Origin of the sequence: Rhizobium sp. BT03, assembly GCF_030053155.1 — a bacterium.
GTDB lineage: Bacteria > Pseudomonadota > Alphaproteobacteria > Rhizobiales > Rhizobiaceae > Rhizobium.
Genome location: NZ_CP125640.1, coordinates 2,709,519 through 2,728,233, shown reverse-complemented (window position 1 = coordinate 2,728,233; position 18,715 = coordinate 2,709,519). Strand labels below are relative to the sequence as shown.

Sequence of the window (18,715 nt, the reverse complement as noted above, 5' to 3'; positions counted from 1 at the left end):
CCGTGTAATCAATCCATTGCGTTGATATCTCTGTTCTTCGTTTCCGGCAGGAAGATCAGGCCGATCACCAGCGTGATCGCCGCAAAGACGATCGGATACCAGAGACCGTAATAGATATCGCCGGCGGCGGCGCTCATCGCGAAGGCCGTGGCCGGCAGCAGGCCGCCGAACCAGCCGTTGCCGATGTGATAGGGCAGCGACATGCCGGTATAGCGGATGCGGGTCGGGAAGAGCTCGACCAGAAGTGCGGCGATCGGGCCATAGACCATCGTCACATAGAGGACGAGGACGAACAGGATGGCGATCGTGCCGACCCAGTTGACACGAGCGGGATCGGCCACCATGGCGAAGCTGCCGCCATTGGCGATGTTGTAAACCGCCATATCGGTGACGCCATTGGCCTCATCCGTCGTCAGCAGCTTGGTCTCGACCAGCTTGGCCGCCGGCACGGTTTCCTTCTCGCCGGCACGCACGGTATCGGCATTGAGTGCCAGTTCCGGATTGGCTGCGATGAAAGCATCGAGCTTGGAATCCGGCACCTTGGCGGCGCCGCGCTTCAGCGGATAGCCGGCATCGTGGAGCGCGATGTTGACGCCCTTTTCGAAGGCGGCGGTCATGCCCTTAGCCTTGTCGCCGGCGGCAACGACGTCGAAGCTCGGGATCGTCTCGTTGCCGACCTTCACCGTTGCCGGCTGACCGGCGGGACCGGGCACGACATCATAGGGCACCGAGTTCTTCGTCAGGAACGCCGTCGCCACGTCGCAGGAGCTGGTGAACTTCGACGTGCCGGTCGGATTGAACTGGAATTTGCAATCCGCCGGATCGGCCGTCACCGTCGCGCGGATCGAGGCCTGAGCTTCGGCGAGCGCCGGGTTCGCTGTCCATGTCATCGCCTTGAACAGCGGATTATAGGTTACCGCCGCGATGAGAAGGCCCGCCATGATGATCGGCTTGCGGCCGATCTTGTCGGAAAGACCACCGAAGATGACGAAGAATGGCGTGCCGAGGAAGAGCGCGATAGCGACCATGACATTGGCCGAGAAAAGATCGACCTTCAGCACGTTCTGCAGGAAGAACAGCGCATAGAACTGGCCGCCGTACCAGACGACCGCCTGGCCCATGGTGGCGCCGAGAAGCGCGATGAGCGCGATCTTGGCGTTCTTCCATTGCCCGAAGGCTTCGGTCAGCGGCGCCTTGGAGCCCTTGCCTTCCGCCTTCATGCGCTGGAATGCAGGCGATTCGTTCATCTTCAGACGGATCCAGACGGAAATACCGAGCAGGACGACCGAGACCAGGAACGGAATGCGCCAGCCCCAGGCGGCGAATTGAACCGGACCCATGAGAGACTGAACCACGATGATGACGATCAGCGACAGGAACAGGCCGAGCGTCGCCGTCGTCTGGATCCATGAGGTGAAATAGCCGCGGCGCCCGTTCGGCGCATGTTCGGCGACATAGGTTGCCGCACCGCCATATTCACCGCCGAGCGCTAGGCCCTGGAGCAGGCGCAGCGCGATCAGGATGATCGGCGCGGCGATGCCGATGGTGGCGGCACCCGGCAGGATACCGACCAGGAAGGTCGAGAAACCCATGATCAGGATCGTTATCAGGAAGGTGTATTTGCGGCCAACGAGATCGCCGAGACGGCCGAACACCAAGGCGCCGAAGGGGCGCACCAGGAAGCCGGCGGCAAAGGCGAGCAGCGTGAAGATGTTGCGCGTCGCCTCGGGATATTGGGTGAAATAGGTCGCGCCGATATAGGTGGCGAGCGAACCGTAGAGATAGAAATCATACCATTCGAAAACGGTGCCGAGCGAAGAGGCGAAGATCACCTTCTTCTCTTCGCCGGTCATCGGACCGGCCTTCGCGCCGTCGATGCTTGCGACATTTGCCATTGTCTGTCCTCCACAGAGTGATGAGCAACGCGCGCGACCTACTCTCCTCAAAGCAGACCCCTGGCCGCGACACGCCTGACGAGAGTGTGCCAGAAACGCCAAGTCAAAAAGAGAGATGCTTTGGGATTATGACTTTAGTCTAATGGCAACGTGCTTTGCAGGCAGCGGAGTCGGCCGGCCGTGGCTAAGCTCTCAGCGCCTGCGCCGGCGATTGCCGGTAGGCGAGCACCGCCGGCAATGCGGCCAGGACGGCGGCAAAGGCGAGCAGCACCACCGCAAGCCCGGCGTCTTCACGGGCGAAGCCAACCGGCATGGCGATCCCGCTCGTCTGAGAGAACATGCCGGATAAGGTCAGCGCCGCAGCATAGCCGAAGGTGAATCCGAGCCCGATGCCGGCGGCCACCAGGAAGAAGAATTCCAGCCAGACAATGCCGAAAATCGCGCCGCGCGGGGCGCCGAAAGCCCGGAGCGCGCCGATCTGGCGGCGGCGTTGGCCGATATGGATGACCGTGACCAGGACCAGCGAGGCGGCGACGAGCACTTGCGCGCCGGCGGCGACCGCAACGAGGATCTGCTTGGCGTCGCCGAGCGTGGCGTAAAGATCGGTCAGCACCTCGCCGGGAAAGACGGCGACGGTATTGCCGCTGCGATAGTCCTGCCGCAGCTTGTAGGCGTCGGCGATCGTCTTCGGCTTGACGAGGATGGCGGGAAGCCCGGGCGCATCCGCAGCCCAGTTTTCGTCGAGGGCGGCATCCGGGTCGATTTCTCCATGATGCTCGTGCGCATCATGACCGGCGCCTTCATGCGCGTGATCGTGTCCTGCCTCCTCGGCACTTTCATGCGCGTCTGCCCCCAGGCCATGGATATGCCAGACAGCCTGGATCGGAACGAGAATGGCCCGATCCCAGGCAGTCCCCGTCGGCCGCAGGCGGCCGGCGACGTGATAGACGAGTTCGGTATGAGTCTCGCCGCCTTCTTCCGCTTGGCCATGCATCGGCTTGATCTCGGCCCCGAGCGGCAGCTTGACCGCGGAGCCGATCACCGCCTCTCCCTCGCGGGCGAAAACCTTGCCCTCGGCAAAGCCGCCGGACAGGTTCTCCACCAGCGTCACCGTCGTCCCGACGATCGGATAGCCGGAGAAGGAATCGCCGAAGCCGATCGGGGCTGCCCAGTCGACACGTCGATCGGCGGCAAGCCTGCCCAAGACCTCACCCGGCATCAGCGGCAAAGGCGAAGGCTGCAGGAAGACGGAGGACAGCACGAGCTGCGTCTCGCTGCCGCCGGCGCCGATGACGAGATCGAACTTGTCGGCGGCGCGCGCGCTGCCGAGACGAAGCGCCCGCTCCTGCAGCACAACGCAAACGCCGAGCGCGGTCGCCAGCGCCACCAGCAGCACGACCACCAGCGACCCCGCCCAGAGGCGGCGAAGATCGGCAAGGATGAAGCGGATCATGCAGCCTCTCCCGCCGCTGCCGCGGAATCGCCGCTGATCCGGCCGGAGCCGAAGGTAATGCGCCGATCGAGGCGGCCGGCCAGGCGTTGGTCGTGTGAAACGACGATCAGCGTGCTGCCTTCGGCAATGGCGAGATCGAGGATAAGATCGCCGACGGCCTCACCGCTTTCGGCATCGAGGCTCGCCGTCGGCTCGTCGGCGATGATGACGCCGGGCTTGCGCAGCAGCGCCCGGCCGATCGCCACGCGCTGCATCTCGCCGCGCGACATGGTTTCGATCTTCTGGCCGGGGCGGGAAAGACCGACTGTGCTCAAAAGCGCATGCGCCCGCTCGATGACATCAGCCGTGGCCGCACCCGCAAGCCGCGCCGGCAGAAGCACGTTCTCCAGCGCCGATAGGCCGGGGAAGAGATGAAATTCCTGCATGACCAGGCCGATATTGGCGGCACGGAACCGGTCGCGGCGGCTTTCCGAAAAGCCCGCAATATCCTCGCCGTTCCAACGGATGCGGCCCTGCCGCGTCCGTTCCAGCCCGGCGACGATATTAACGAAGGTGCTCTTGCCGGAGCCGGACGCGCCTGTAATGGCGACCCTGCTGCCGGCATCGATCGACAGGCTAGTGATTGCCAGCGCCGGCGAGGACAGGCCGAGGAAGGTGACGTCAAGGTTTTCGATATGAAGAGCGAGCATATCGGTTCAGGCCGCGGAATATTCGGCCTGGCGGATACGCAGCAGGCTGACGAAGCCGGTATCCGGGTCCGTCCAGGAACCATATTCCAGCATGCCGCGCACTTCGATCGTCTGGCGCGGCTGCACGAAGGTCTGTTTCTCCGAGAGATAGACGACGACGATATTGTCAGGCCAGTCCGCATCCGAGGAGCAGAAGGGGCAGAGCGACATCGGCACCTCGGTGAGCACGAAGAACTGCGCCTCGGCCTTCAGCGGCGGCGCCATGAAGCCCTTCATGCTGATGTCCTGGCCCGCGAGCTGCTTCACCTTGTCGGAGAATTCGAGGCCGAGCACGCCGAACTTGCCGTAGAGCTCGTCAAAGGAGAGCGAAGCATCGCCGGCGCGAACGGTGGAAGCGGTAAAGGGAAGCGCAACGGCGGCGCCGATCAGCCCGCGGCGGCTGAGATGCAGCGAAGAGAATATGTCCATGGCGACCTCCAGGAAACAAATCCCGGCCGCTGAACGGCCGGGACCATGATCAACGAAAGAGGCAAGGCCGGCAAGCGGCCTTGCGGGATCGGCCAGAGCATGATGCCGAAAAGTGTGAGCGGTTTTCGGCATCATGCTCTATTTCTTTGATCGCGATGCGGATTCAGATTTTAGGCCGATCCGGCCTAAAATCATCCGCGTCGAGAGATCAGTTCGTCTGCTTGGCGCCGAGCGCGAAGGTGTCGGCGAGCACGCGATAGACGTCGCTCTGTTCCATGTAGCCATGGAATTCTTCCGAACCCGGACCAGCCGACTGCAGGACGACGTCGTCGACCGCATGGACGCCGCTCTCGCTGCTCTTCGGAAGATTGCCCTGAACGAAGACGGCGCCCGGAACATCCTTGTACTGCTCGTTGGCGACATATTCCTTCTTTTCGTTCTGGACAGCCGGAACGAACGGGCCGTCGAGCTTCGGACGGAAGGTCTCGTAGTGGTCGGGGCCGTTATTGGCGCTGAGGAACAGGCGGCGGCTGACGTCGACCTTGTCGGGATAACCGTCGCCGTTTTCGTCCTTGTAGTTCGGGAAGCCGGCTTCCGCATAGGTGCCGACCTTTTCGCGCATTTCCGTGCCCGGCTTCTCGTCATCGACGGTGCCGATGATCGAAACGCCGTGGGTGTGGTCGCCGGTGACGACGATCAGCGTGTCGGGATGGGCCTTCTGGAATTCGCGCGCAACGCCGATTGCCTGGTCGAATTCGATGGTTTCGAAGACGGCGCGATCCCAATCGAGCGGATGCGACATCTTGTCGATCGAGGAACCTTCGACCATCAGGAAGAAACCATCAGGATTCTTCGAGAGCCGGTCGAGTGCGACCTTGGTCATGGCGACGAGACCCGGCTGGTTCGGGAACTTGTCGACGGTGCCCTTCTTCAGGAACTCGCGATCGAGCGTGACATCCATATTGCCGGTGTGGAAGAGACCGAGGAGATTGCCTTCGGCCGATGCATTGGCGGCGAGCTCGTTCTTGTCGGTCGCAAGCTTGTAGCCGGCATCCTGGAACAGCTTGATGTAATCCTGGTTGTCCTTGCGCTTGGAACCGGCGACTTCCTTGCCGAGGAAATAGGCCGAGCCGCCGCCGAGCAGGACTTCCGGCTTGACCTCGAGCAGCATGCCGACAATGTCGGCCTTGTCGTTGCGGTTGCGGGTATGGGAAACGACGGCAGCCGGCGTCGCGTCCTCGACTTCAGCCGTCGCGACGATGCCGATCGACTTCTTGGTCGTGCGGCGAACGGCTTCTGCAATGGTTTCGACGCGCGGGTCATCAAGCGAGGCCGGGGTGCGGTCCGCGTAGACGCCGAGCGCGTTGACGGCGGTCTTGTGGCCGGTCATGTAGGCCGACATGGTGTTGGCCGAGTCCGTGGCAACGGCATTCGTCGACGAGGTGCCGATGAAAGCCAAGCGATCGAGATCGTCCATGTTCAGGCGGCCGTTCGCCTTACCTTCGCTCATGCCCTTCGACATGATGCGGGCAGCGGTGCGATGGGCGACGGAAAGGCCGTCGCCGAGCAGGAAGATGATGTTCTTGGCCTTCGGCTGAGCCGCGGTTTCGTAAACGTTCCAGGTGACGGACTTCGTTTCGTCGCCGGCAGCGACTTCGATCTTGTAATCGCCCGGAGTGGAAATCTTCAGGCCGCGCAGCAGCAGAGCGGAGCCGAGAGCCTTGTCATCCTTGCCCTTTTCCAGCTCGACGAACCGCGCCTCGCCGCCGAGGACGGTCTTGTAGTCCTGGCCGTTGACGGTGATCTTCACGTCTTCGGGCTTGACCTGCTTGTTGAGTTCGACCTTGAAATCGAACGGCGAACCGGCAAGAATCGTCGCGCGATCGAGCGGATAGACCGTCGTCGCCTGAGCGGCGCCCGCAAGGATGGTGGTGGCCGCAAAGGCGGCAAGAAGCGTACGCATGGAAAACCCCCGTTTTCGTTGCAGACATTGATAACGTGGCCGGGATACCTCCCGAGGATGACAGCGGCATGACAAAACGTCGCAGCATCGAGCCGCCGCTTTCGCGTCCTGCTTCAAGCGCAAAAACCTTGACTCCTGTGGAAAACCTTCTAAGAGCAACAGCGGAAAAGGAATCTCCATGGTTCGCGACGAACACGCCATTGCTGACCGCAATGACCGGGCACGGGTTGCCGGGGTGGACATTGCCGTTCCGGTTTCTGCCAAAACCAAGGCCAAAACGACGACGAAAACCGTCTGACGTCTCTGGCCTGCCGCTCTCTCCCCGGCTCGGCTGGGGACAGGAAGACGCGATCCGTCGCGCCTTTCCCCTCACCGGACAAGAGGAGAGAAGAGAAAGAGAGCTTGAGAAATGGGTTTCAAAGTAGCAATTGCGGGAGCGACCGGAAATGTTGGCCGGGAGATGCTCAACATCCTCTCCGAACGCGGCTTCCCCGCCGATGAGGTCGTGGCGCTCGCCTCCGCGCGTTCGCAGGGCACCGAGGTTTCCTATGGTGACCGGACGCTGAAGGTCTCCAACCTGGAGAATTACGATTTCTCCGACACCGATATCTGCCTGATGTCGGCCGGCGGCGAGATCTCCAAGAAGTTCTCGCCGAAGATCGGCCAGCAGGGCTGCATCGTCATCGACAATTCGTCGGCCTGGCGTTACGACGCCGACGTGCCGCTGATCGTGCCGGAAGTGAACCCGGATGCCATCAGCCAGTTCACCAAGCGCAACATCATCGCCAATCCGAATTGCTCGACCGCCCAGCTGGTGGTGGCGCTGAAGCCGCTGCACGACTTCGCCAAGATCAAGCGTGTCGTCATCTCGACCTATCAGTCGGTCTCCGGCGCCGGCAAGGACGGCATGGACGAGCTCTTCAATCAGACGCGCGCCGTCTTCGTCGCCGATCCGATCGAGAACAAGAAGTTCACCAAGCGTATCGCCTTCAACGTCATCCCGCACATCGACGTCTTCATGGAAGACGGCTACACCAAGGAAGAGTGGAAGGTGCTGGCCGAGACGAAGAAGATGCTCGACCCGAAGATCAAGGTGACCTGCACGGCGGTGCGCGTGCCTGTATTCATCGGTCATTCGGAATCGGTCAACATCGAGTTCGAAAACGAGATCACCGCCGACCAGGCCCGCGACATCCTGCGCGATGCACCGGGCTGCCTCGTCATCGACAAGCGTGAGAACGGCGGCTACATCACGCCGTATGAATCCGCCGGCGAGGACGCGACCTACATCTCGCGCATCCGGGAAGATGCGACGGTCGAAAACGGCCTCAACATCTGGGTGGTCTCCGACAATCTGCGCAAGGGCGCGGCATTGAACGCCATTCAGATCGCCGAGCTGCTCGTCAATCGCGGCCTTGTCAAGCCGCGCAAGCAGGCCGCCTGATACCATTTGTAAACCATGATATGCTAAAGCCCTGCTCGTTGAGCGGGGCTTTTCCGGGCGAATACAACTGTATAAGCGCTCGCTAAAAGGTGATCGTGACAAAATCGCGAGTGGCTGGCATTCTTTTGCCCGCCTCAAAGCTATGCAGATCGAGAGTGGGGTTTCTCAATGCGCATGACAAAGTTATTTCTGGCGGCCGCTGCGGCAATGGGCGTTCTCCATGCGGTACCGGCGTTCGCGCAAGGACCGCAATGTGGCAACACCAGCGCCGGTTTCGACGCCTGGGTCGCCGATTTCAAACAGACGGCAGCAGCCAACGGCGTCAGCCAGTCGGTGCTCAGCCGCGCCTTCGCCAACGTCAATTACAACAAACCGACGATCGCCGCCGACCGCGGCCAGAAGAGCTTCAAACTCTCCTTCGACGCGTTCATGCAGAAGCGCGGCGGCGCCACCGTCATCTCCCGCGGCCGCAGCATGAAGGCCGCCAACCAGGCGCTGTTTGCCTCGATCGAGCGCCGTTTCGGCGTTCCGGCCGGCCCGCTGATCGCCATCTGGGGCATGGAGACCGGTTTTGGCAGCTATATGGGCAACCAGCATACGCTGTCGGCCGTTTCGACGCTCGCCTATGACTGCCGACGTTCGGACTATTTCACTGACCAGCTTTATGCCGCGCTCCAGCTCGTCTCCGAGGGGTATCTGAGCCCGCAGGCCAAGGGTGCCGCCCATGGTGAAATCGGCCAGACGCAGTTTCTGCCGCGCAATGTCGTGCGCTTCGGCGCCGACGGCGACGGCGACGGCCGCGTCGACATGGTCGGTTCCCGCGCCGATGCGCTGGCCTCGACCGCGAATTTCCTCAAGGGCCATGGCTGGCGCGCCGGCGCCGGCTATCAGCCGGGAGAGCCGAACTTCGTCGCTATCCAGGGCTGGAACGCCGCCAGCGTCTATCAGCAGGCGATTGCCTATATCGGCCAGCAGATCGACGGCAAATAGGCCTTCATCGACAGCGATACCCGAAAACGCCGCTGCGACATGCGGCGTTTTTCATATGCGGGAATCGAAACCGCCGCCGGACGCTGTCTTGCGGCGCTCCTCCTGCGCCGGCACGATCGGCCCCGAAACGACGCAGTTGCGGCCGGAGGCCTTGGCAGCGTAGAGCGCCAGATCGGCGCGTTTGACCAGATCTTCGAAGTTCCGGTTGGCCGCGTCATTTGCCCGGCCGGCGCATCCGAAACTCGCCGTCACCTTGAGGATATCGCCGCTCTCCAAGGGGATTTCCGCCGCCTCGATCGCCAGCCGCACGCGCTCGGCAACGATTGCCGCATCGTCGGGGGTCGAATCCGGCAACAGCGCCAGGAACTCCTCGCCGCCATGGCGCACCAAGAGATCGAAGGAACGGAAATTCGCACGCGCGACCCCCGCGACATGCCGGAGCACCGCATCGCCGGCATCATGGCCGTTGACATCGTTGATCCTCTTGAAATGATCGAGATCGAAGAGCACGACGGAAATCCAGCGTGATCCGTGCTCGGCCTGGGTGAGAAGGGCCGAAGCGGCGAACTCGAAGCCGCGCCTGTTGTAAAGACCGGTCAGGAGATCGGTCTGGGCCGCGTTGCGCAACTCGCCGACCAGCGTCTCCCGGTCCCGCGCCAGCCGGTCGATCAGGCGCAGGCCCCTTGCCGCCAGCAGCATCACCAATGTCGCGAGAATGAGCAGCCCGGCGCACAGCGCCAGGATCCGCGTCAAATGCAAATGCGAGCGCGTCGAAAAATTTTCGCCGGTCTCGTGAATATCGCTCGCCGCCTCGATCATCTTCTGCTGCAGGAAAGCCATGCGTTCGCTCTGCGCAGCCGCCCAGGCCTCGCGCACCACGCCCTTCGGCCGCGATCCGGCGAGGATGGCATCGGTGATCGCATTCGCCTTCACCTGGTCGCGGCGAGCGAGATAGGCGACGATATCGCGCACGATCGGCGCCGCCGAATGAAAGACCATGTGATCCATGCCCTCGCCGAGCATGACCTTGCCCTGGATGAACAGCTCCACCGGAAATCTGGCGGAAGCGCCATGATCGAGATATCGGGTGCCGACACCGGTAATCAGCCTTTCGCCGTAATAGGCCAGCATGATGCCCATCAGTTGATTGGATTTTTCGAGCAGCACCGGATCGCTGATCAGGGGTGACAGCGCATCGACGACGGCAAGCTGCTTGAGAGCTGCATACCAGTAGATCGACCCGGGATCGCTGCCGAGATAGCGGCCCTGGTCAACGGCGCTGCGCGCGGCGACGATCCGGCTGTAGGCAAGGCTGAGAATCGACAATTCTTCTGCAAGCCCTTCGTCGAGCGTATCGCGGGAGGGCAGGCTGGCATAGAAGGCAAGGCGCTCGTCATCGAGCGTTGCCCGGCTTCGCTGCATGTCGGCGGCCGTCTTGCTGCTGGGACGCGCGAGATAGAGGCGCGTGGCGCCGATCTCACTCAGGATCTCCGTTGCGGCGATGGAGCCGCCGCGGGCGAGCACATCGGCGAACTGCCGGTCTTTCTCGAGATCCCTGTACTGCTTGACCGAAGCCCGTATGACGACGACCCCTTCAATGAGCATGAAGACGAAGGGCAGCATGATGGCGGCCAGGATAACCCTTTTGATGGTCTCGAACTTCATCGCCAATCGCCACGGTGATCAAAACGTCGGTCGTGCGCGACCAATTGACCGCAATCTTAGCAGCAATTCTTAATAAACTGATAAAGCGGTAGATCCCTAGATTTCGGGACGAATGAAGTCGCGTGTCTCGGCATCCATCACCCAGAGCTCGCCGGTCGAAATATCGAACCAGGCGCCATGAAGATGCATTTTTCCCGCTTCCTCGAGCGCCTTGATGTCGGGAAAACTTCTGAGATTGTCGATCGAATTGCGGATCGACACACGCTCCAGCGCCGTCTGCCGCTCGGCCGCCGTCATCACGTCATTGCTCTGGATCTGCTCGGCGGCGGGCTTGACCAGCGACATCCAGCGGCCGATGAAATCGCCCGGCGACAGCGGCTCGGCATTCGGATCGAGCGCTGCGCGGATGCCGCCGCAGCGGCCATGGCCCATCACGACGATATCCGAGACCTTCAGCGCCTGCACCGCAAATTCGAGCGCGGCCGATGTCGAATGAAAATGACCGTCCGGCTCGTAGGGCGGCACCATGTTGGCGACGTTGCGGATGACGAAGAGCTCACCCGGGCCGGCATCGAAGATCAGCTCCGGCGCCGCACGGGAGTCCGAACAGGCAATGACAAGCGTGTTGGGACTCTGACCGTTCTCGGCAAGCAGCCGATACCTGTCGCGGGCGTCGGCATAACGCCCGTTCATGAAGTTGCGATAACCGTCCAGAAGGGAATTTGGAAAACGCTGCATGTTTCTGGATTAGCGCGCGCAGAAGACAAGATCAACTGCTGCACTGCAAAATGAATGCATTGGCGGATGCGTCATTTTTTCCGCCGCTGCGCCGGGTGCACGAGCCGGCGCATCTGCACCATCGCCATCGGCGTCGAAAGGCTGGAAGCATCGCTCGCCAGCATCAGCTCGTTGCTGCCGCGCTTGACGGCACGCGCCAGCACTTCGAAAACGCTCGCCGTGGCAAGCTGCAGCGCCTTTTCGTCCTCGAGGCCGGAAAGCAGGCGCGACAGGAAGACGGCCGCCAGCAGGTCGCCGAGACCATTCGGCGGGTTTTCGACGACGCGGTGTTCGGCAAGAAGCGCGTGGCGGCCGGAAAGATAGAGATTGCCGGTACCGCCCGCCATCATCGGCACGGCAGAGGTGACGAGCATGCGCGACGGCCCGAGCGCCAGCGCCGCCTCCATGATCGCGCTGTTGTCTTCGAGCGCCGCCCCGGAAAGCCATGCAAGTTCATAGCGGTTCGGCGTCGCGAGCGAGGCGAGCGGGATGAGATGATCGCGAATGGCCTCGGCGGTCGCTTCCGGCACGTAGAGCCCGCCGAGATCGCCCATCACGGGATCGCAGACATAGAGCAGCTCCGGATTATCCTGCCTGAGCGCCGCGATCAGCCGGGCGAGGGAGCGCGCTTGGGCAGCATTGCCGAAATAGCCCGACAGCACCGCCTTGACCTCACCGATCCAGGGCGCCCGGATCAGATCGTCGATCGCCGCGTCGAAATCCGCTTCCGCAAACGTCAGCCGCGTCGAGCGGCCGTGGCCGGGATGCCAGGGCAGCACGATGGTCGGCAGCGCCCAGACCGGATGACCGAGCGTCTCCAGTGCAAACACGGCCGCCCGATTGCCGACCGAGCCGCGCACCACATGACTGGAGATGACGATAACTGCGCCCGCTGCATTTTCCGACATGATATCAAGGTCCGAATGACGATGGCGTTTGATGATCTTTTTGACGCCACGCTGTCAACCATTCTTCATCTGAGCATGGAAATGTGTGTGAAACGAAAAATCGAAAAGAGGCCTTTCCGTTCGTTTTAGCCACGAAAGCGGAAAAATCTCTGACCATTTCCCATTTTCTGGGTCAAAAAAGCATCAAAACGATCCCTCAAGGCCGCATTTTAGAGATTTTTTCGCGAAATCTTCTGCTAGCTTGCAGAAAACCAGTCCATTGGGGAGGCGATTCATGGCTGCCAGAAACAATCCGAAACGGGAAAAACAGATCGAAAGCGCGCGCAAGGTCGCCAAGGCGACGGGCGAGGCGCATCTCGATCCGGAAATTCTCTTCGGACGGGCCAGCAATGACGATCTCGAACTCTATACGCCGGAGATGCTGGCGCTCTCCGCCGTGCATTCGGCAAAGGAACTCGCCGCCTGGAACGGCAAGGCGCCGCGCGTCAGCATCGACACCATTGCCGATGTGACCCCTGACGGCATTGCCGTTTCGGTGCTTTCGGTCACCGACCGGAACATGCCTTTCCTGTTTGAGTCGGTCATGGGTGAAGTGACGAGCACCTATCGCGACCTGTTCATGGCCGTGCATCCCATCCTGGTCATGGAGAAGGGCAAGGCGCCTGCACTCTATTCCGCCGATCACCCGAGCGACCCGGCCAGCCGCGTCAGCCATATCCAGCTCCATATCGCACCGCTCAATTCCGCCCAGGCCGCAGATCTCGTCAAACGCCTCGAAACCGTGCTCGAACAGGTCCGTCTGTCGGTCTCCGACTGGAAGCCGATGCTTTCCAAGATCGACGGCGTGATCGCCGAGCTTTCAGCCAATGGCGCCAGCCGGAAGAAGGCCGATCGCGATGAAGCCGTCGCCTTCCTGACATGGCTGCGGGACGAGAATTTCACCTTCCTCGGGATGCGTGAATATGTCTATTCCGGCAAGGGCGCCGACGCCAAGGTTGAGCGAGACAAGGGTGCGGGTCTCGGCATGCTCTCCAACCCTGATGTTCTGGTGCTGCGCACCGGCAAGGACGCCGTGACGACGACGCCTGAAATTCTTGCCTTCCTCGACGGCCCCGACTTCCTGATCGTCACCAAGGCGAACGTGAAATCGATCGTCCATCGCCGCGCCTATATGGACTATGTCGGCGTCAAGCGTTTCGACGCCGAGGGCAATGTCACCGGCGAGCTGCGCATCGTCGGGCTTTTCACCTCGACGGCCTATACGTCGCTCGCCTCTGAAATCCCGCTGCTGCGTTCCAAGATCGAGAAGGTGAAGGAGCATTTCGGCTTCGACCCGATGAGCCATTCCGGCCGCATGCTCGACAACACGCTGGAATCCTATCCGCGCGACGACCTTTTCCAGATCGACACCACGCTGCTTGCGAGTTTCGCCGAGCAGATCAATGACCTCGCCGACCGTCCGCGCGTGCGCGTCCTGCCGCGCATCGACCATTTCGACCGCTTCGTCTCGGTGATCGTCTACGTGCCGCGCGAGGAATACGACTCGATCGTCCGCGAACGGATCGGCACCTATCTGAAGACTGTCTACGACGGTCGTGTCTCCGCCTATTACCCGGCCTTCCCGGAAGGCGGCGTGGCGCGCGTGCATTTCATCATCGGCCGCTCCGGCGGCAAGACGCCGCGCATTCCGCAGGCAAAGCTCGAACAGGTGATCCGCGAGATCACCGCCCGTTGGGACGATCGTTTCGAGGCGCTGGCCGGACCCAAGGCGCCGAAAATCTCGGTCGACCAGGCCTTCCAGGATTCCTTCACGCCTGAAGAAACCGTGGCCGACCTCGCCGATATCGTCGCCTGCGCCGCCGGCGAGCCGCTTCGCATCCAGTTCTACCATCGCCAGGAAGATGAGGGCCGGACCCTCTCGCTGAAGATCTTCCACGCCGGCGGTCAGCTGGCGCTGTCGCGCCGCGTGCCGCTGCTTGAGAATCTCGGCTTCAATGTCGTCAGCGAACGCACCTTCGACATCGACGTACCGGCCGCGGACGGAGAAACGAAACTCGTCGTGCTGCACGATATGGAGCTCGAGGCCCGCAACGGCGGCGACATCGATCTGCAGCGTTACGGCGCCGCCCTCGAGGAAGCCTTCGTCGCCGCCTTCGCCGGCACGATCGACAATGACAGCTTCAACCGGCTGATCCTCTCGGCCGGGCTCTCGGCGCGCGAGACGAACGTGCTACGCGCCTATGCCCGTTATCTCCGCCAGGCCGGCATCGCCTATTCGCAGGATTATATCGCCACCACGCTCGACAAATATCCCGGTGTCGCCGCCGCCATCTTCCGGCTGTTCCACGACACGCTCGATACCAGGCTTTCCGAAAAAGTCCGTGTCAAGAAGCTTGCCGAGCTGCACCAGGCGATCGAGACCGAGCTTGCCGAGGTGCCGAGCCTCGACGATGACCGCATCCTGCGCCGCTACGTCAATATCGTCGATGCGACGCTGCGCACCAATTATTTCCAGAGGAACCCGGATGGCTCACCGAAGCCGATGCTGGCTTTCAAGCTCGATCCGCACCTGGTCGACGGACTGCCGCAGCCCAAACCCTTCCGCGAGATGTTCGTCTATGGCGTCGAAGTCGAAGGCGTGCACCTGCGCTTCGGCAAGGTGGCGCGCGGAGGACTGCGCTGGTCGGATCGCGCCGAGGATTACCGCACCGAGGTGCTCGGCCTCGTCAAGGCCCAGCAGGTGAAGAATGCCGTCATCGTGCCGGTCGGCGCCAAGGGCGGTTTCTATCCGAAGAAGCTCCCCGTCGGCGGCAGCCGCGACGAGATCTTCAATGCCGGCCGCGAGGCCTACAAGACCTATATCCGCACGCTGCTGTCGATCACAGACAATATATCGGGCGCCGAGATCGTGCCGCCGAAGGATACGGTCCGGCTCGACGGTGACGATCCCTATTTCGTCGTCGCCGCCGACAAGGGTACGGCAACCTTCTCCGACACCGCCAATGCGCTGGCGCAGGAAGCCGGTTTCTGGCTGGACGACGCCTTCGCCTCCGGCGGCTCGGCCGGTTACGACCACAAGAAGATGGGCATCACCGCCCGCGGCGCCTGGGAAACCGTCAAACGCCATTTCCGTGAAATGGACATCGACATCCAGACGACGCCCTTCACCGTTGCCGGCGTCGGCGACATGTCGGGCGACGTCTTCGGCAACGGCATGCTGCTCTCTCCAAAGATCCGGCTGATAGCAGCCTTCGATCACCGCGATATCGTCATCGATCCCGATCCCGATATGGAAAAGACGCTGGCCGAGCGCCAGCGGCTCTTCGACCTGCCGCGCTCGAGCTGGCAGGATTTCGACAAAAGCGTGCTCTCCAAGGGCGCGATGATCATTTCCCGTGCGATGAAATCGGTCACGCTGACACCGGAAGCGGTTGCCGCGATCGGCATTGACAAATCAGTCGCCACGCCCTTCGAGATCATCACGGCGATCCTGAAGAGCCCGGTCGACCTGCTCTGGTTCGGCGGCATCGGCACCTATGTGAAAGCGCCGTCCGAAACCGACGCCGAAGTCGGCGACCGCGCCAACGACCCGATCCGCGTGACGGCTGCGGAAGTGCGCGCCAAGGTGATCGGCGAGGGCGCAAACCTCGGCGTCACCCAGAAGGGCCGCATCGCCTACGGTCTGAACGGTGGGCGCTGCAACTCCGACGCCATCGACAACTCGGCCGGCGTCAACACCTCGGACGTCGAGGTCAACATCAAGATCGCCCTGGCGGCTGCCATGCATGACGGGCGCCTGACGCGGGCAAAACGCGACCAGCTTCTGTCTTCGATGACCGGAGAAGTGGCGAGCCTGGTGCTGCGCAACAACTATCTGCAGTCGCTGGCGATCTCGCTGACATCCCGCAAGGGCACCGCCAACGGTCTGGAGCTTGGCCGTTTCATGAGCGTGCTCGAAGGCGCCGGCCAGTTGAACCGCAAGGTCGAGACTTTGCCGGACGAACAGACGCTGGCCGAACGCTATACCGCCGGCAAGCCGCTGACGCGGCCGGAAATCGGCGTGCTGGTATCCTATGCCAAGATCGTGCTCTTCGATGCGCTGGCCGCCAGCGATCTGCCGGATGATCCCTATTTTACCGCGACGCTTTTGAATTATTTCCCCGTCAAGATGCAGAAGTCGAACGCCGGCGATATATCAGGTCACCGCCTGAAGCGCGAAATTGTCGCAACCGTGCTTGCCAACGAAGCGATCAACCGCGGCGGGCCAAGCTTCACCGTTGCGATGATGGACGCGACGGCGGCTTCGGCACCGGAAGTGGTGCGCGCGGCGATCGTCGCCCGCGACGGTTTCGACCTGACCCGGCTCTGGGCCGAAACGGATGGCCTCGACGGCCGGATATCGGGCGAGATGCAGAACCGCATCTATGAGGAAATCAGCCATAGCTTTACCGTATTGACGCGGCTGCTCCTGAAGACCGGGATGACCAAGGCCGATATGGCCGAGGTGATTAGCCGGCTGCAGGCCGCGCTGAAAAAACTGCGGCCCGCCTTTGCCGAACAATCGGCCGGCGATGCCGCGGCGCGCCAGGCCGAATTTACCCAAGCGGGCGTGCCGGAAAAGCTCGCGGCCGAGATCGCCAACCTCCAGAGTTTCGCGCTGGTGCCTGAGATCATGCAGATTGCCGAGCGTACCGGAGAGCCCCTGGTGCGTGCCGCTGAAAACTACTTCGCGGTGTCGCAGACTTTCCGGATTGCCAGGCTGCTGGCGGCGGGCGGGCGGATCCTCACCTCAGACCATTACGAGAACTTGGCGCTTGCCCGCAGCATTGATCAGATCGCCAGCGCAAGACGCGACATCGTCATCTCGGCGCTGTCCGATCACGGCAAGGAGAAGCTCCCTGTTCAGGCCTGGCATGCCCAGGATCGCATCCGCATCAACCGGATCGTCGAAGAGCTTTCGAGCCTCAGCGACGGCGGCGATCCCAACCTTGCGCGTATTACCGTTGCCGCAGGTATCCTGACCGATCTTGCGCGCGACCGGGTGAGGTGAGACAGTCCGCGAAAAAGGAGCGGATGTTGAATCGCATCGACTGGACAGGAACGCGGCCGCCGAAGGCCACGGAGAAGGGCATCTGGGGGTGGATGTTTTTCGATTGGGCAGCCCAGCCCTTTTTTACCGTGGTCACCACCTTCATCTTCGGACCCTATTTCGTATCCCGTCTGACCGATGACCCGGTTTCCGCGCAGACGACGTGGAGCAACATGGCGACGATCTCCTCGGTGATCATCGCCCTGCTCTCGCCCATCCTTGGCTCGATCGCCGACCAGTCGGGCGCGCGCAAACCCTGGATCGGCTTTTTCGCGATCGTCAAGATCGTCAGCCTTTTCGGCCTGTGGTTCGCAGCCCCCGGCTCGCCCGTTGTTTATCCGGTCATTTTCATGATCCTCGCCTCGATCTCGGCCGAGTTTTCGATCGTCTTCAACGATTCGATGATGCCGCGCCTGGTCGCCAAGCACGAGGTCGGCAAGCTCTCCAACACCGCCTGGGGGCTCGGTTATCTCGGCGGCATCATCGTGCTCATCGCCGTCGTGACACTTTTGGCGGCGAGCCCGGAGAGCGGCAAGACCATCCTCGGCCTCGATCCGCTATTCGGTCTCGATCCTCATACCGGAGAGGATGCCCGCATCACCGGGCCGATCTCGGCTGTCTGGTATCTGATCTTCATCCTGCCGATGTTTTTCTTCACGCCGGATGTCGGCAGGGGGCTTCCCTTCGGCACCGCCGTCCGTGCCGGCCTGCGGGAAGTGAAAAACACGCTTGGCGAACTCAAGGAGCGCCGCGGCATCCTGAAATTCCTCATCGCCCGGATGATCTATCAGGACGGCGTCAACGGCCTGCTAATCCTCGGCGGTATTTTCGCCGCCGGCATGTTCGGCTGGGCGACGATAGAGATCGGCATTTACGGCATCATCCTCAACGTCGTCGCGATCTTCGGCTGCCTGATCGCCGGCCGCATCGACAAGGGTGTCGGTTCGAAGGTGACCGTCGTCATCAGCCTTACCATGCTGCTTCTCGCCACCATCGGCATCATTTCGACCGGACCGGGCTACACGCTGTTTGGCCTGCTGCCGCTGCCGACGGCGGATTCCGGCGGCCTCTTCGGCACCGCCGCGGAAAAAGCCTATATCCTTTACGGCCTGTTGATCGGCTTCGCCTTCGGGCCGGTGCAGGCCTCGTCGCGCTCCTATCTCGCCCGCAGCGTCAGCCCCGAAGAAGCCGGCCGCTACTTCGGCATTTACGCGCTTTCGGGGCGCGCCACGAGTTTCATGGCGACGCTGCTCTTCTCGCTGACGACCTATCTGAGCGGATCACCGCGGCTTGGAATGGCAACGCTGATCCTGTTTCTCGCCGGCGGCCTGGTGCTGCTCGTCCGCACGCCCTATCCGGCCGATCGGGCATAGA

General features: G+C 62.2%; 12 protein-coding genes and 1 pseudogene. 5 read left to right on the top strand and 8 right to left on the bottom strand.

Annotation, left to right across the window (positions count from 1 at the left end; translation table 11 throughout):
- Positions 1-8: 8 nt before the first annotated feature.
- The 5 genes from QMO80_RS13370 to QMO80_RS13350 form a co-directional block, all read right to left on the bottom strand.
- The gene (locus QMO80_RS13370) at positions 9-1,895 is read right to left on the bottom strand and encodes an MFS transporter (protein WP_283197021.1); all 1,887 of its coding nucleotides are present in this window, start codon (positions 1,893-1,895) and stop codon (positions 9-11) included.
- A 184-nt stretch (positions 1,896-2,079) separates the two neighbouring features.
- A complete protein-coding gene (locus QMO80_RS13365; protein ID WP_283197020.1) occupies positions 2,080-3,348 on the bottom strand; it encodes an ABC transporter permease in 1,269 nt (422 codons plus the stop codon).
- Positions 3,345-4,037, bottom strand: coding sequence for an ABC transporter ATP-binding protein (locus QMO80_RS13360; protein WP_283197019.1), 693 nt, complete (start codon positions 4,035-4,037; stop codon positions 3,345-3,347). Before QMO80_RS13360 ends, QMO80_RS13365 begins: the two co-directional genes overlap by 4 nt.
- Positions 4,038-4,043: 6 nt before the next feature.
- Positions 4,044-4,505 carry a hypothetical protein gene (locus tag QMO80_RS13355; RefSeq protein WP_283197018.1) on the bottom strand — a complete coding sequence of 154 codons (462 nt, stop codon included), beginning with the start codon at positions 4,503-4,505 and terminating at the stop codon, positions 4,044-4,046.
- Positions 4,506-4,713: 208 nt separating this feature from the next.
- The gene (locus tag QMO80_RS13350; protein WP_283197017.1) at positions 4,714-6,468 is read right to left on the bottom strand and encodes an alkaline phosphatase; all 1,755 of its coding nucleotides are present in this window, start codon (positions 6,466-6,468) and stop codon (positions 4,714-4,716) included.
- 68 nt (positions 6,469-6,536) lie between these two features.
- Between QMO80_RS13350 and QMO80_RS13345 the strand changes: the two are divergent.
- The 3 genes and pseudogenes from QMO80_RS13345 to QMO80_RS13335 all read left to right on the top strand — a co-directional run bounded on the left by QMO80_RS13345 (position 6,537) and on the right by QMO80_RS13335 (position 8,902).
- Positions 6,537-6,766 (top strand): annotated as a pseudogene (locus tag QMO80_RS13345) (hypothetical protein).
- A gap of 111 nt (positions 6,767-6,877) precedes the next feature.
- The gene (locus QMO80_RS13340) at positions 6,878-7,912 is read left to right on the top strand and encodes an aspartate-semialdehyde dehydrogenase (protein WP_064841193.1); all 1,035 of its coding nucleotides are present in this window, start codon (positions 6,878-6,880) and stop codon (positions 7,910-7,912) included.
- A 168-nt stretch (positions 7,913-8,080) separates the two neighbouring features.
- Entirely contained in the window at positions 8,081-8,902 is an 822-nt protein-coding gene (locus QMO80_RS13335; protein WP_283197016.1) for a lytic transglycosylase domain-containing protein, read from the top strand.
- Positions 8,903-8,953: 51 nt separating this feature from the next.
- On the opposite strand, the gene QMO80_RS13330 is transcribed toward QMO80_RS13335, so the two are convergent.
- The 3 genes from QMO80_RS13330 to pdxY all read right to left on the bottom strand — a co-directional run bounded on the left by QMO80_RS13330 (position 8,954) and on the right by pdxY (position 12,252).
- On the bottom strand, positions 8,954-10,567 hold the full coding sequence (locus QMO80_RS13330) for a GGDEF domain-containing protein (RefSeq protein ID WP_283197015.1): 1,614 nt from the start codon (positions 10,565-10,567) through the stop codon (positions 8,954-8,956).
- Between the two features lie 96 nt (positions 10,568-10,663).
- Entirely contained in the window at positions 10,664-11,305 is a 642-nt protein-coding gene (locus QMO80_RS13325; RefSeq protein WP_283197014.1) for a carbonic anhydrase, read from the bottom strand.
- Between the two features lie 71 nt (positions 11,306-11,376).
- On the bottom strand, positions 11,377-12,252 hold the full coding sequence (gene pdxY, locus QMO80_RS13320; RefSeq protein WP_283197013.1) for a pyridoxal kinase PdxY: 876 nt from the start codon (positions 12,250-12,252) through the stop codon (positions 11,377-11,379).
- A 274-nt stretch (positions 12,253-12,526) separates the two neighbouring features.
- Between pdxY and QMO80_RS13315 the strand changes: the two genes are divergently transcribed.
- On the top strand, positions 12,527-17,302 hold the full coding sequence (locus tag QMO80_RS13315; protein WP_283197012.1) for an NAD-glutamate dehydrogenase: 4,776 nt from the start codon (positions 12,527-12,529) through the stop codon (positions 17,300-17,302).
- Between the two features lie 23 nt (positions 17,303-17,325).
- A complete protein-coding gene (locus QMO80_RS13310) occupies positions 17,326-18,714 on the top strand; it encodes an MFS transporter (protein WP_283197011.1) in 1,389 nt (462 codons plus the stop codon).
- The last annotated feature ends 1 nt before the right edge of the window (position 18,715 follow it).

Coding starts and splice junctions, on each gene's coding strand:
- QMO80_RS13365 (WP_283197020.1), bottom strand. CDS start 3,348: ATGATCCGCTTCATCCTTGCCGATCTTCGCCGCCTCTGGGCGGGGTCG.
- QMO80_RS13350 (WP_283197017.1), bottom strand. CDS start 6,468: ATGCGTACGCTTCTTGCCGCCTTTGCGGCCACCACCATCCTTGCGGGC.
- QMO80_RS13340 (WP_064841193.1), top strand. CDS start 6,878: ATGGGTTTCAAAGTAGCAATTGCGGGAGCGACCGGAAATGTTGGCCGG.
- QMO80_RS13335 (WP_283197016.1), top strand. CDS start 8,081: ATGCGCATGACAAAGTTATTTCTGGCGGCCGCTGCGGCAATGGGCGTT.
- QMO80_RS13370 (WP_283197021.1), bottom strand. CDS start 1,895: ATGGCAAATGTCGCAAGCATCGACGGCGCGAAGGCCGGTCCGATGACC.
- QMO80_RS13325 (WP_283197014.1), bottom strand. CDS start 11,305: ATGCAGCGTTTTCCAAATTCCCTTCTGGACGGTTATCGCAACTTCATG.
- QMO80_RS13315 (WP_283197012.1), top strand. CDS start 12,527: ATGGCTGCCAGAAACAATCCGAAACGGGAAAAACAGATCGAAAGCGCG.
- QMO80_RS13310 (WP_283197011.1), top strand. CDS start 17,326: ATGTTGAATCGCATCGACTGGACAGGAACGCGGCCGCCGAAGGCCACG.
- QMO80_RS13360 (WP_283197019.1), bottom strand. CDS start 4,037: ATGCTCGCTCTTCATATCGAAAACCTTGACGTCACCTTCCTCGGCCTG.
- QMO80_RS13330 (WP_283197015.1), bottom strand. CDS start 10,567: ATGAAGTTCGAGACCATCAAAAGGGTTATCCTGGCCGCCATCATGCTG.
- QMO80_RS13355 (WP_283197018.1), bottom strand. CDS start 4,505: ATGGACATATTCTCTTCGCTGCATCTCAGCCGCCGCGGGCTGATCGGC.
- pdxY (WP_283197013.1), bottom strand. CDS start 12,252: ATGTCGGAAAATGCAGCGGGCGCAGTTATCGTCATCTCCAGTCATGTG.